Genomic DNA, 13,873 nt, shown 5'->3' with positions numbered 1-13,873 from the left:
GCGGCGACCGACTCGACCCGCGCCTCCTCGGATCGGGAGGCGCGGGTCGTCGACCGGGGGCGTCAGCCGGTCGAGCGCTCGGTCACGACCCGCTGCCCGACGACGGCGCTGACGCCGTCCTGGCGCATCGAGACGCCGTACAGGGCGTCCGCGATCTCCATCGTGCGCTTCTGGTGCGTGATGACGATGAGCTGGCTCGACTCGCGGAGGTCCTCGAAGATCGCGAGGAGCCGGCCGAGGTTGGCGTCGTCGAGCGCGGCCTCCACCTCGTCCATGATGTAGAACGGGCTCGGCCTCGCCTTGAAGATGGCGATGAGCAGTGCCACGGCGGCCAGCGACCGCTCGCCGCCCGACAGCAGCGACAGCCGCTCGATCTTCTTGCCCGCCGGTCGCACGGTCACCTCGATGCCGGTGGTCAGCAGGTCGTCGGGGTCGGTCAGCTGGAGCGACCCGCTGCCGCCGGGGAAGAGGATCGGGAACACCCGGTCGAACGCCGCCTGCGTGTCGTCGAAGGCGCTGCCGAAGATCGTCTGCATCGTCTGGTCGATCTCGTCGATGATCGTCAGGAGATCGGCGCGCGTGCGGGTCAGATCGGTCAGCTGATCGCTGAGGAACGCGTGACGCTGCTCGAGCGCCGCGAACTCCTCGAGGGCCAGCGGGTTGACCCGGCCCAGCCGGGCCAGCTTCCTCTCGGCGGCCGCGAGTCGGACCTCCTGCTCGGGTCGGTCGAACGCGGACGACGATCCGTCCGGCCCGGGCACGGGAACGTCGGGGCCGTACTCGGCGACCAGGACGTCCTCGACGAGACCGAGACCCGACGCCGCCCGCTCGAGCAGACCGGTGAGATGCAGGCGCTTCTCGTGGAGCTCCATCTCGAGACCGTGGACGCTCTCGGTGACGGTGTCGAGGCGGTCCCGGACGACCCGCGCCTCCCGGCGGAGACCGGCGAGCTCGTCGTTCCGCCCGGCCCGGGCGCGCTCGGCCTCGGCGAGCCCCTGGCGCGCCTCGTCGAGCGACCGGGCGACCGCGTCGACGGTGGGGGGCAGCGCGGACAGCACCGCCGACGTGGACGCCATCTGCCGCTGCCGGACGACGGCTCGTCGGGCCGTCCGCTCGGCCTCGAGGCGCTGCTCGTCGAGCTGCCGCTGCAGTGTCCCGGCCCGCGCCGTCTCGGCGCGCACGCGCTCCCGGACCGTCTCGAGCACGACCCGCCGCTCGACCTCGTCGGCCCGGGCGGCCTCGACCTCGTCGAGCAGGCCCTGCCGCGCCGACACGTCGAGCAGCGGGCGCGGGCGCGCGGCATGGGTCTCGTGCGCGGCCACGGCCGCCTCGACGACGACCGAGGCCTCGTCGGCCGACCGGGTCGCCACGCTCAGCGCTCCCCGCAGGCGCTCGACCTCGGCCTCGGCGGCGTCGGACCGGGCGCGCAGACGACCGAGACGCTGCTCGTGGTCGACGACCCGCGCCTCCTCGGTGGTCGCTCGACGTCCGGCCTCGGCGGCGGCGGCGCGCACCTCGGCGAGCCGACGCCGAGCCTCGTCGTGTTCGGGGACGAGCTCCGCGAGCGACGCCTCGACCGCGGCCAGGCCCTCGGCCGCGGCGTCGCGCTCGGCCGCGAGCTCGAGTCGCGAGCGCTCGGCACCGGAACCGCCGCGCAGCACGTAGTCGGTGAGGACCTCGCCCGACCGCGTGATGACCGTGACGGGCGCCGGGTGGTCCACCAGCGTCGCCCGAGCGGCTCGCGCGACGACCAGGTCGTCGGCGATGACGGTGCCCGCGAGCAGACCGAGGACGCCGGGAGGCGCGGTGACGACCGACATCGCCGTCACGACCCCGGTCGGGAGCACCGCGTCGAGAGCGACGACGCGTCTCTCGGGCTCGGCCACCACGACCTCGATCCGACCCAGCTCGGCTGCGGTCGCGTGGGCCAGGGCGTCGAACGCGGCGGTGGAGTCGTCGACGAGCACGGAGTCGACCAGGGTGCCGAGCGCTGCGGCGACCGCCGCCTCGAACCCGGGGCGCACCTGGACGTGATCGGCGAAGCGACCCCGAACGCCGTCCCGATCGGCCTGCAGCAGAGCCGCCCCGCCGTCGTCGCCGTCGAGCGCCATCGCGAGAGCCGCGCGCCGTGCCGCGAGCGCGTCGCGCTCCCGTTCGGCGACGTGCAGACGGTCGCGCAGCCCGTCGACGCGGAGGGTCAGGTCGGCGGCCTCGCGCTCGGCCTCGGCCTGCACCGCGCGGTGGTCGACGCCATCGCCCTCCGGCGCCTCGTCGTCGAGGGAGTCGAGCTCGGACCGTGCGGTGTCGCGCCGGGTCTCGGCGGCCGCGAGAGCGGCCTCGTGACGCAGACGCTCGCCGCGGACCGCCGCGAGCTCGGACCGCGCGAGGTCGAGAGCCGATCGCAGCCGACCGGCCTCGAGATCGTGCTTCGAGACGAGCGCGCTCTGAGCCGAGATCTCGTCGTCGAGCGCATCGAGGGCGCGGCGCGCCGTCGCGAGCCCGGCCCGGGCCCGCTCGACCGCGGCGGTGGCGGCGGCGACGTCGCCCTGCAGACGCTCCGCCTCGTCGCGCGCGTCGGCGACCATGCTCTCCGAGACGGTCGTGACGGCGGCCGGCTGCTCGGCCTGCTGGGCGAGAAGCTGCAGGCGCTGCCGGGCGAGACTCGCGAGACTGCGCAGCCGCTCGTGCACGGACTCCAGCTCGAACGCGACCCGCCGCGCCCGATCGACGTCGTCGCCGACCATGGCCTCCTCCAGACGCTGCTCGGCCGCACCGAGCTCGTCGAGCCTCGCGGTCAGCGTCCCGCGCTCGGCCCGGTGCTCGGCCTCGGTGCTCGACCGTGCCGACAGCACGCGGGTCAGCGCGACGACCTCGTCGGCGAGCAGGCGCGCGCGGGCGTCTCGGACGACAGCCGCGATGGTCTGCGCCTCGCGGGCGATCTCGGCCTGCCGGCCCAGGGGCTTCAGCTGCCGACGGATCTCGCCGGCGAGATCGCTCAGCCGGGTCAGGTTGGCCTGCATCGCATCGAGCTTGCGGAGGGTCTTCTCCTTGCGCCGGCGGTGCTTGAGGATCCCCGCGGCCTCCTCGATGAAGCCCCGCCGCTCCTCCGGGGTCGCCCGCAGCACCGCGTCGAGCTGCCCCTGCCCCACGATCACGTGCATCTCGCGGCCGAGACCCGAGTCGCTCAGGAGCTCCTGCACGTCGAGCAGGCGGCAGCCCTCGCCGTTGATCGCGTACTCGCTGCCGCCGTTGCGGAACAGCGTGCGGCTGATCGTCACCTCGGTGTAGTCGATCGGCAGGGCCCCGTCGGCGTTGTCGATCGTCAGCACGACCTGCGCGCGCCCCAGCGGGCCGCGGGTGGACGTGCCGGCGAAGATGACGTCCTCCATCTTGCCGCCGCGGAGGTTCTTGACCCCCTGCTCGCCCATCACCCACGCGAGGGCGTCGACGACGTTGCTCTTGCCCGAGCCGTTCGGCCCCACCACGCACGTGACGCCGGGCTCGAACGCGAACGTCGTCGGCGACGCGAACGACTTGAAGCCCTTGAGCGTGAGGCTCTTCAGGTGCATGCGCCGCGCCTCCTCGGGTCCTGTCTGCGGGGGTGACCTGCGCTCAAGACTAGGTGCGGGGAGAGCCGGGCACGCGTTGGCAGCGGGGGCAGAGGTGGCTCGATCTGTTCATGAACGCCTCGCGCACGATGGCGGTGCCGCAGCGGGGGCAGGGGCGCCCCTGCTGCCCGTACGCCGCGAGACTGTGCGCGAAGTAGCCGGACTGGCCGTTGACGTTGACGTACTGCGCGTCGAAGCTCGTGCCGCCCTCGCCGAGCGCCCTGAGCAGCACCGCACGCACCTCGGCGAGCAGCACCCGCGCCCGGGCCCTCGAGAACGACGCCGTCGGCTGCTCGGGGTGCACGCGCGCTGCCCAGAGGCTCTCGTCGGCGTAGATGTTGCCGACCCCGCTCAGCAGACCCTGATCGAGGAGGGCGCGCTTGACGCCGGTCCTCCGGGCGAGCAGACGGGTGATCACCCGGGCCTCGTCGAAGGCCGGGTCGAGCGGATCGCGGGCGATGTGCGAGACCTGCCGCGGCACCCGGATCGCCCAGGCGGGGGCGTCCGTCTGCCCGCCGGCGGCGGCGTGCTGCGCGGCGGCCTGCTGCACGGCGGCCTGCTGCACGGCGGCCTGCTGCCCGGCGACCTGCTGCACGGCGACCTGCTGCACGGCGGTCTGCTGCGCGGCGTCGGCTGCCTCCGACGAGGGCGAGCCGAGGAGGCGCGGCGCCGAGAAGCCCGCAGCTCGCCCGTCGAGGGTGGGCACCGTCTCGTCGAGCGCCATCGAGCCGAAGATGCGCTGATCGACGAATGCGAGACGGACGGGACCGAGCGCCGGGCTGTCGACGTCGAGGCGGATGCGCATGAGGCGGTCGGGCTCCGCGTCGCGGCTGCGGAGGAGCACCTGACCGCTCATGCCGAGATGCGCGACCAGGGCCAGCGGATGCTCGTGCGGAGCCGCCGGCTCGAAGGGGAACCAGAGGAACTTGCCTCGACGGACGGCCGCGTCGATCGTGCCCCCGACGAGCCGGTCGACGAAGTCGTCGGACGGGCCGTGATGCCGCTTCAGCGACCGGTGGTCGAGGACGTCGACGCCGGTGATCACCGCGCCCGCGACCACGGGCTGCAGTCCGGCGCGGACGACCTCGACCTCGGGGAGCTCGGGCACCGGTCAGAGACCGTCGGAGGGGCTGCTCAGCAGAGTCCACGACTCGAGCGCTGCGGCCATCTCGGCCTGCTTCTTGCTGCTGCCGACGCCGGTCGCCACGTCGTCTCCGCCGAGGCGGACCGTGGCATGGAAGCGCTTGTCGTGGTCGGGGCCGCTGTCGGTGACGTGATAGCTCGGCATCCCCCGGCCGAGGGCCGCCGCCAGCTCTTGCAGGCTGGTCTTCGGATCCATCGCCGCACCGAAGCGGTCCGGATCGTCGAGGAGGGGCGCGATCAGCCGGAGGACGAGGGCCGTCGCCGTGTCACCGCCGGCGTCGAGGTAGGTGGCGCCGATGATCGCCTCGACGGTATCGGCGAGGATCGACGGCTTGTCGCGACCGCCCGTGAGCTCCTCGCCCCGGCCGAGCCGGAGGTGGGCACCGAGACCGATCGCTCGGGCCGCCTCGGCGAGTGCCACCGTGCTGACGAGACTGGCGCGTCGCTTCGCGAGGTCGCCCTCGTCGAGATCGGGGTTCGCGGTGAACAGCATGACCGTCACGGCCTGCCCGAGGATGGAGTCGCCCAGGAACTCGAGACGCTCGTTGTTCGCGATGCCGCCGTGCTCGTACGCGAACGAACGGTGCGTCAGCGCGAGGTCGAGCAGCTCGGGGCGGATGTCGATGTCGAGGCGCGACAGCAGATCAGCCCGGTCGGCACGGAGGCTCGACACGGGCTGATCGGGAGTGGTCGTCATCTCGACACCGCCGAGGAGGACGTGATCACGAGGGGAGTGCTCAGACGTCGGCGACCTTGCGGCCCTTGTACTCCATGTACAGGGCGGTGCCGGCGCTGTCCTCGACGACCTTCGCACGGTGCGGGAGGCTGTAGGTGACCTTGCCGTTCTCGATGGTCTTGACGAGCTGAACGGGCGCGGCCTTCCACTGCGAGCGGCGGGCGTGCGTGTTCGAGCGTGACTGCTTCCTCTTGGGAACGGCCATGAGCATCTCTTCTCTCTTGCGGCTCCCCCGCAGGGGGCCTGGTCTGACTGGTGGGTGACGCGGTGGTGTGGTGCGACCCGGTCGGGCCGCCGGCCACCCCTACCGACGTGAGTCGGAGTCGGGCGAGCCCTCGGCAGGTGCCGATTCAGCCTGGAACCCCGTGAGAGCGGACCAACGGGGGTCGATGCTCTCGCGAGGCTGGTAGTCGTCGATGTCCTCGATCCGTTCACCCGTCACCGGGTCGAGTCCAGGACAATCCGGCCGACACACCGGCTGGAAGGGCAGTGACAGAACCACTGCGTCTCTGACCACAGGTTCAAGATCCACGTGGTCGTCGTGAACCTGATAGTCAAAAGCTTCGTCGATAGCGTACGCGAAAAGCTCGGCGAAATCGACTTCGACAGGCTCGGAGAGGGGTTTCAGGCACCGACTGCACTCGCCCGTGGCGGTACCGGACACGTGCGTCGACACGAGGATGCCGTCGTGCAGACCCTCGAGCCGCACGTCGAGACGCAGCGTGTCACCCGCGGCGACGGCGATCTGGCCCTCGCCGAGTCGCTCCGGGACGACGACGTCGAGGTTCCGCTCGCGCATCTCCCCCGGACGATGCATGAGGTCGTACACGGGGAGCGTGTAGGGGGTCTGGATGAAATGAGGCACGAGAGACGAGTTTACGCCGTCAGGCCGTTTCCCGCTGGGGAAGGCGCGATCAGCGACCTCGGCGCCAGCCGTGCCACGAGGCGCTCGCGCGACGTCGACGACGATCGGAGACCCGCGACGACGATCGCGGCGTCTGACCACGCGGACTCCCCCGCGGCCACCCCGCCGAAGCGCTCGGTCTGCAGGGCGGAGACGAGCCGGTCGAGGGCGAGCCGCGCCTCCTCGGCCCCCTGCCCTCGGGCGAGCCGCTCGGCGAGGGCACGGGCCGTCGCCGTCGGCGTGGCCCCGCGAGGCGGTGCGACGCCGAGATCGGCTCCGGTGTCGACGACCTCGCGCCAGGCGGCCAGACCGACGTCGGGCGGCGCGACGGACCGACGGCGACGACGGCGCCCGGCCCGGAGCCCCGAGGGGACGACGAGGACGAGCGCGAGGAGGGCGACCACGATGAGACCCGTCGCCTCGAGCCCGCGACCCGCCTGGCCGGAGGCGGACCCGGATGCCGACGGATCGGTCGCATCGGTCGTCGGAGTGGGCGTCGCGGACTCGGCGGGCGCGTCGTCGGCGGACGGCGTCGGGGTCGCGGCGTCGTCCGCCGAGGGCGCCGCGGTGGGCTCGACCCCCGTCGGCTGGAGGTAGGACTGCGGCCTGCCGAGCCCGACGGTCGGTTCGAACGGGACCCAGCCGAGGCCCTCGAAGTACAGCTCGGGCCAGGTGTGCAGATCGTCGCTGCTGACCCGGCGCTCGGCGTCGGCGCCGAAGCCGGTCGACTCGCCGGGCAGGAACCCCACGGCGACGCGCGACGGGATGCCGATCGTGCGGGCCATGACCGCCATCGACGACGCGAAGTGCACGCAGTAGCCGCTGCGCACCTGGAGGAACGTCTGCACGGCGTCGAGCCCGCTGCCGTCGTAGCCCTCGTCGACGGGGGTGTCCTCGGAGTAGACGAAGTCGCCGTCGCGGAAGAAGCTCTGCAGCGCCACGGCCGCGTCGAACGCGTTGGGCGTGTCGGCGGTGACCTCGGCCGCGAGGTCGACGACGCTCTGCGGGACCCCGTCGGTCGACAGGTACTCGGCCATCGCGGCGCCCTCGTCGGCGAGCGACGCGACGACCTGCTCGCGACTCGGATCGACGGGCGAGCTCTCGACGGTGTACTCGAGGCCCTGGGTCCCGGTCGAGGTGCTGCGGACCGTCACGCCGGACTCGACGACGACCCCCCACTCGTCGTCGACGCCCTCGACGCTCGTCGCCGGCACGGGCAGGGGCAGGTACGGGCTGCGCAGCGAACCCACATCGATCTCGGTGGTCACCTCGCGCCGGTCGGTGCCGTCGGCGATGCCGGGCGCGGCGGGGAGACTCTCGAGACTCGCCTCGGGATCGGGGTCGCCCTCGGCGGGGCTCCACGACCGACCGGAGAAGTCGACCAGGTCGACGAGCTTGAGGTAGTCCCCGTCGGCGTCCGACGACCGGTAGGTCAGCACCGTGACGGGGGCGCCTCGGCGCAGGTCGTCGCCGAGGTCGACGATCGGGTTGACGCCCGTCGCCAGCCCGAGACCGGACCCTCCCGAGCCGCTGAGCGGGGTCACCCCGCCGAGAGGCACGGTCGCAGTCAGCACACCGGCCACCGCCACGGCCGCGACGCCGCCGACGAGACCGCCGACGGTCGGACGACGCCCGGTCGCCAGAGCCAGCAGCACGAGGAAGAGCAGGACGGTCACGGCGACGGCGGGCCAGCTCGTGGTGACGCCGGGCACGAAGGCGGGGACGGCGAGCACCACGACGGCGACGATCCCCGAGAACGCCGGCAGCTGACCGACGGACGACACGAGGTCGATGATGATGGAGGCGGCCAGCACCGACACCAGGACGGTCGCGAGGACGCCGTCGGAGACGTCGAGCGGCGCCGATTCGGCCACGATCGCCGCCTCGGCCTGATCGGCGAGGTCGCGCACGCGCTGCAGCGTGGCCGAGGTGGGGATCACCCCGAGCACGGCCGTGCCGCCCGACACGAATGCGCAGGTCAGCGCGGACCCGGCCACCGCGCCGACGATCCAGGCGACCCACGAGGGCGCCCGGAGACGACGCGCCGCGAGGGAGACCCCCAGGACGGCGGCGGACACCGACGTCGCGGCGAGCCACCACCCGGCGCCGACGAAGAGAGGCTGGAGGCTGGCGAGGGCCGCGACGAAGACGAGCCAGGCGACGAGGGTCGGCTGCCACGTCCCGGCGGGGACCCTCACGACCGGGCGCCGCGGCGACGCGTCAGTCATGGAGCAGCCCCGCCCCGACGACGACGTCGGACACGGGATCGCCCGACGTCGCGGTCACGACCCGCCAGCCCGCCTCGCGGAGCGCGTCGGCGACGTCGTCGGGACCCAGACCGTCGTCCGCGCGCTCCCCGCCGACGGGCGACGTCTCTCGGAACCCGAGCGGCGGCGACACGACGAGGGCGACGGCCGACGAGCCGACGGCCCGCGAGCGGCCGAGCGCCTCGATCTCGGCGGTGCGGAGGCCCGAGACGACGGCCACGACGGGTTCGCGGGGCGCGGGAGGCGCCGCGACGACGCCGGCTCCCCCGGCCCGTAGATCGATCCGCCGGAGATCGTCCAGCGCGAGGTCGGCGAGCGCCTCGAGGTAGGCGGACGGGGAGTCGGGGTCGTGCCGGGCCAGCAGGTCGCCGGCGGGGGTCGTCACCTGCGTCACCGAACCGCTCCGACCGGATTCGACGCCGAGACTCGCGACGACCGAGACCGCCCACTCGAAGGCCTCGCTGGCGCTCCGTCCGTCGGGCCCCGGGTGCGAGTCGGACCAGCCGTCGGCCGCGACGGCCAGGACGAGCCGCGCGCTCGGCAGACCGTGCTGCTCCTCCTGCCGGACCATGAGCTCGTCGTGCCGGGCCGAGGCCTTCCAGTGCACCCGTCGCATGGGGTCGCCTCGTCGGTACTGCCGGGTCACGGGGTCGTCGTCCCCGCCGGCGAGGCTCTGCTCGCGCTGCCGCCGCGCACCGTCGCCGAGGGCGCGCGACTCGGCGCCTCCCCCGAGCTCGTGGACCTCGGGGACGACGATCAGCTCGGCCACGCCCGGTGCCACGACCCGGCGGCGGGCCACCCCGAACGACTCGATGAGGTCGACGTGCAGCGGGCCCACCCGGTGCCGACCCCGCGGCAGACCGTCGTGACGGAACACCGCCGAGGAGGCGCGGCCCGGCACGAGCGCGATGCCCACGGCCTCGGAGGGCCGGGTCCGGCGCCAGCCGACGTCGTCGCGGATCCCCATCGTCCCGGCGGCGCCGCCCGTGGCCGTCAGGGTGACGGTCTCGTCGACCGACCAGCCCGCCATGCCGCGGTCGGGCGAGAAGCGGCGGGTCACGACGAGCCGGGGCCGACGGAGGAGGAGCGAGACGAGCACGGCCACGACGAGGACGACCAGCGTGGTGCCGGCGAAGACCAGCGCCGGTGCCGGCAGGATCGTCCCCACGACGATCAGGGCGAGACCGGCCCCGACGACCGCTCCCCCGCGCAGGGTGGGTCGCGGGACTCCGCCGCGGGTCGGCGAGAGACGTCGCGCGGCCTCCGCACGCCGCGGCTCACTCGCCCGCGGAGCGGGTGGTGCCTGCGGGCCGTCGACCACGATCAGCGCGCGTCGCCGAGCGGGACGGGCGTCGACGCGACGACGTCGGCCACGACGTCGTAGGCGGCCGACACCGCGCCGGCGCCCGCCCGGCCGGCGAGGATGATGCGGTGTCCGAGCACGGGACCGCTCATCGCGTCGATGTCGTCGGGCACGACGAACTCGCGACCGCTGAGAGCCGCCCACGACTTCGCCGCCCGCATGAGCTGCAGCGTCGCCCGAGGGCTCGCGCCGAGTCGCACGTCGGGGTGGACCCGGGTGGCCTGCACGAGCGCCACGGCGTACCGCTCGACCGCCTCGGCGGTGTACACGGCGCGGACGGACGCGATCATCCGCCGCAGGTCGACGAGCGTGACGAGGGGCTTCAGGACGTCGAGGGGGCTGACGCGTTCGCGCTGCTGGACCATGCGCAGTTCGCTCTCGGCATCGGGGTAGCCGAGCGAGATCCGGGCCATGAACCGGTCGCGCTGCGCCTCCGGGAGCGAGTACGTGCCCTCCATCTCCACCGGGTTCTGCGTCGCGACGACGAGGAACGGATCGGGCAGGGGGTGGGTGATGCCGTCGACGGTGACCTGGCGCTCCTCCAGGCTCTCGAGCAGGGCCGACTGCGTCTTCGGCGATGCCCGGTTGATCTCGTCTCCGATGACGACGTTCGCGAACACCGGGCCGGGCTTGAACTCGAACCCGCCCGAGGGCCGGTCGAAGACGGACACGCCCGTGATGTCGCTCGGCAGCAGGTCGGGGGTGAACTGGATGCGCGTCACCGTCGCGTCGACGGCCTTGGCCAGAGCGCGCGCGAGCTGGGTCTTGCCGACGCCGGGGACGTCCTCGATGAGGAGGTGCCCCTCCGCGAGCAGGACGGTCAGGGCCGTGCCGATGGCGCCGTCCTTGCCGTCGATGACCGTGCCGATGGCCTCGAGGATCCCCCGGGCGCGCTGCTGCACCTCGGCGAGCGGCATGAGCCCGACGTCGTCGTGGGCGGCATCCGCCAGGTCGGCGGGTCGGCTGGTCGTGGTCATCGGCGTGCTCTCTGACGAAGGGGTGCGCGGGTGCTGCGGGGCGGGGCGTCGAGCGGTGTTCGGAGCGGTCGCCCCCGAGGAGGCGGTGCTCGGGCTGCCGCGTCGGCCTCAGGTGGTCTGGAGGTACTCCGCGACGACCCGCGGCACGTACGGCGACACGTCGCCGCCGAGCCCCGCGACCTGACGGACGAGCGAGCTGGAGACGTGGGCATGGGCGGGGTCGGGCAGCAGGAAGACCGTCTCGACGCCGGCCAGGCTCCGGTTCATGATCGCCATCGGCGTCTCGTAGGCGACGTCCACCTGCGATCGGATCCCCTTGACGAGGACGCTGGCGCCGACGTCGGTGCAGTAGTCGACGAGCAGCCCCATGCTCCAGCTGTGCACGCTGACGCTCTCGGGCAGCCCGGCGTCGCGGAGTGCGGCAGTCAGGAGCGAGACCCGCTGCGCCAAGGGCAGGAGCGCCGACTTGTCGGGGTTGTGGACGACGAGGACGTGGACCTCGTCGAAGATGTTGGCCGCCCGGGCGATCACGTCGACGTGACCGAGGGTGACCGGGTCGAACGACCCCGGGACGACGGCGATCCTGCTCATGGCCACACAGTAGCGGCCCGGCCCGGGAGGTTGGCCGAGCATCCGCCGGACGACGCCCGAGGGCTCAGTTCTTGCCCATGGCCTCGCGACCGCGGTCGTCGAGCCGCCTGGCGATGGCCGCGGCGAGGGCGGGGTGGTCGAGGAGGCGCGGGTCGGCGTCGAGCACCTCGGACGCGTGCTCGCGCGCCAGACCGATGAGGTCGCCGTCGCGCGCGACCCGGAGCAGACGGAGCGACGAGCGGCCGCCCGACTGGAGGTCGCCGAGGACGTCGCCCTCCCGCCGGAGGTCGAGGTCGACCTGGGCGAGCTCGAAGCCGTCGAGCGTCGAGGCCACCGCGTCGACGCGTTCGCGGGCGACGGTGTCGCTCGGGGCCGAGGTCACGAGCAGGCAGAGCCCGGCGTGCCCGCCACGACCCACCCGCCCCCTCAGCTGGTGGAGCTGCGAGACGCCGAACCGGTCGGCGTCGAGGACGACCATGGTCGAGGCGTTCGGGACGTCGACCCCGACCTCGATGACCGTGGTGGCGATGAGCATGTCGATCGCGCCCGCCGCGAAGCGCCGCATCACGTCGTCCTTCTCGTCGGACGACATGCGGCCGTGCAGGGGTTCGATGACGAGACCCTCGAGGACGGGCAGGGACGCCGTCAGGGCGAGGACCGCCTCGACGCTCGCCCGGGGCGGGGCCGCGGGTCGCTCGGCTCCGTCGGTCTCGGCGTCCGAGCCGGAGACGGGCTCCGCCTCGTCGCCCGGCTCGCTCGTCGCCGCGTCGATGGCGGGGCAGACGACGAAGACCTGACGGCCCGCCCGGATCTCCTCCGCCGACCGCTGCCAGACGCGGTCGACCCAGCCCGGGTGGTCGGCGAGCGGCACGACGAACGACTCGATGGGACGTCGGCCCTTCGGCAGCTCGGCGATGGTCGAGATGTCGAGGTCGCCGAAGACGGTCATGGCCACCGTGCGCGGGATCGGCGTCGCCGTGAGCACGAGGACGTGCGGCGGGGTCGCACCCTTCTTGCGCAGGGCCTCGCGCTGCTCGACGCCGAAGCGGTGCTGCTCGTCGACGACGACGAGACCGAGATCGAAGAACCCGACGGTCTCGCTGATCAGGGCGTGCGTGCCGACGACGATGTGCGCCTGACCGCTCACGATCGACAGCAGCGCCTTCTTGCGCTGGGCCGTGGTCATCTGCCCGGTCAGCAGCGTCGGCCGGAGTCGCGCGGCGAGATCGGGGCCGAGGGTGGCGGTGATCGACCGGAGATGCTGCGACGCCAGGACCTCGGTCGGGGCCAGGAGCGCCGACTGCCCCCCGCTCTCGGCGACGGCGAGCATGGCCCGCAGGGCGACGAGGGTCTTGCCCGAGCCGACCTCGCCCTGGACGAGCCGGTTCATCGGCACGTCGGCCTCGAGGTCGCGGGTGATCTCGTCGCCGACGAGCCGCTGATCGCCCGTCCGGTCGAACGGCAGCGCCGCGTCGAAGGCGGCCAGCATGCCGTCGGGGGCGGCCCGCCGCGGCGTCGCCGCCGAGCGCCGGACGAGCGCACGCTGCTGGAGCAGTGCGCTCTGCAGCACGAACGCCTCGTCGAAACGGAGGGCGTCTCGGGCCCTCAGATGGTCGCGGTCGGTCTCGGGGCGGTGGATGCGCTCGTACGCCTCGGCGACGGGCATCAGCTCGAGCTCGGCGCGTACGGACGCGGGCACGACGTCATCGATAGGAGGCAGGCCGTCGAGCAGCACCTCGACCGACTTCTGGACCTGCCACGAGGCGACGGACGCACTGGCCGGATAGATCGGGATCGGTTGACGCGCCCACTTCTGCGCCTCGGCGTCGCCCACCCCGGCGACGGCCTCGTGCGAGGCGTCGAAGAGCTCGTAGTCGGGATGAGCCAGCTGCCGCAGCCCGCGGTAGTCGCCCACCTTGCCCGCGAAGATGCCCCGGGCCCCGGGTACGAGGTCGCGGGCCCGCCACGCCTGGTTGAAGAACGTCAGGGTGAGGATGCCCTGCCCGTCGCCGATGCGGACCTCGAGGATCGACCCGCGTCGGGCCCGCATCGTGCGCTCTCGGACGTCGAGCACCTGGGCCACGATGGTGACCGCCTCGCCGAGGGGGAGCTGGTCGAGGGCCGTGAGCTCGCCCCGCCGCGCGTACCGGCGCGGGAAGTGCGTCAGCAGATCGCCGACCGTTCGCAGCCCGAACGCCTTCTGCAGAGCGGTCGCCGTGCGCCCGCCCAGGGCACCGGCGAGGGACGCGTCGAGGGGTGAGTCGGGCACGGACTCACGCTACCG

At 73.4% G+C, this 13,873-nt stretch carries 10 protein-coding genes; all 10 read right to left on the bottom strand.

From position 1 onward, the window contains the following. Positions 1 to 62: 62 nt before the first annotated feature. The 10 genes from smc to ASF17_RS05615 all read right to left on the bottom strand — a co-directional run bounded on the left by smc (position 63) and on the right by ASF17_RS05615 (position 13,858). Positions 63 to 3,569, bottom strand: coding sequence for a chromosome segregation protein SMC (gene smc, locus ASF17_RS05660; RefSeq protein ID WP_055796371.1), 3,507 nt, complete (start codon positions 3,567 to 3,569; stop codon positions 63 to 65). A gap of 49 nt (positions 3,570 to 3,618) precedes the next feature. Further along, the gene (locus tag ASF17_RS05655; RefSeq protein WP_055796369.1) at positions 3,619 to 4,716 is read right to left on the bottom strand and encodes an Fpg/Nei family DNA glycosylase; all 1,098 of its coding nucleotides are present in this window, start codon (positions 4,714 to 4,716) and stop codon (positions 3,619 to 3,621) included. A 3-nt stretch (positions 4,717 to 4,719) separates the two neighbouring features. Next, positions 4,720 to 5,448, bottom strand: coding sequence for a ribonuclease III (rnc, locus tag ASF17_RS05650; protein WP_055796365.1), 729 nt, complete (start codon positions 5,446 to 5,448; stop codon positions 4,720 to 4,722). A gap of 40 nt (positions 5,449 to 5,488) precedes the next feature. Continuing rightward, positions 5,489 to 5,692, bottom strand: a complete 204-nt coding sequence (rpmF, locus tag ASF17_RS05645) for a 50S ribosomal protein L32 (protein WP_055798295.1) — start codon at positions 5,690 to 5,692, stop codon at positions 5,489 to 5,491. A gap of 99 nt (positions 5,693 to 5,791) precedes the next feature. Next, complete coding sequence (locus ASF17_RS05640) at positions 5,792 to 6,316, bottom strand: YceD family protein (RefSeq protein WP_235476401.1); 525 nt, start codon at positions 6,314 to 6,316, stop codon at positions 5,792 to 5,794. A 47-nt stretch (positions 6,317 to 6,363) separates the two neighbouring features. Further along, on the bottom strand, positions 6,364 to 8,619 hold the full coding sequence (locus ASF17_RS05635) for a transglutaminase family protein (protein ID WP_082475095.1): 2,256 nt from the start codon (positions 8,617 to 8,619) through the stop codon (positions 6,364 to 6,366). Continuing rightward, a complete protein-coding gene (locus ASF17_RS05630) occupies positions 8,612 to 9,979 on the bottom strand; it encodes a DUF58 domain-containing protein (protein ID WP_055796359.1) in 1,368 nt (455 codons plus the stop codon). The genes ASF17_RS05635 and ASF17_RS05630 overlap by 8 nt, the downstream gene beginning before the upstream one ends. Before the next feature lie 2 nt (positions 9,980 to 9,981). After that, positions 9,982 to 10,998, bottom strand: coding sequence for an AAA family ATPase (locus ASF17_RS05625; protein WP_055796356.1), 1,017 nt, complete (start codon positions 10,996 to 10,998; stop codon positions 9,982 to 9,984). 108 nt (positions 10,999 to 11,106) lie between these two features. After that, complete coding sequence (gene coaD / locus ASF17_RS05620; protein WP_055796352.1) at positions 11,107 to 11,589, bottom strand: pantetheine-phosphate adenylyltransferase; 483 nt, start codon at positions 11,587 to 11,589, stop codon at positions 11,107 to 11,109. Between the two features lie 64 nt (positions 11,590 to 11,653). Further along, positions 11,654 to 13,858 (bottom strand): ATP-dependent DNA helicase RecG, encoded by a 2,205-nt coding sequence (locus tag ASF17_RS05615; protein WP_055796347.1) that lies wholly within the window; start codon positions 13,856 to 13,858, stop codon positions 11,654 to 11,656. Between the last annotated feature and the right edge of the window lie 15 nt (positions 13,859 to 13,873).

This window comes from Frigoribacterium sp. Leaf263, assembly GCF_001422285.1.
Classification (GTDB): domain Bacteria; phylum Actinomycetota; class Actinomycetes; order Actinomycetales; family Microbacteriaceae; genus Frigoribacterium.
Note: the sequence above shows the minus strand (reverse complement) of the source record. Positions and strands in the feature narration are given on the sequence as shown.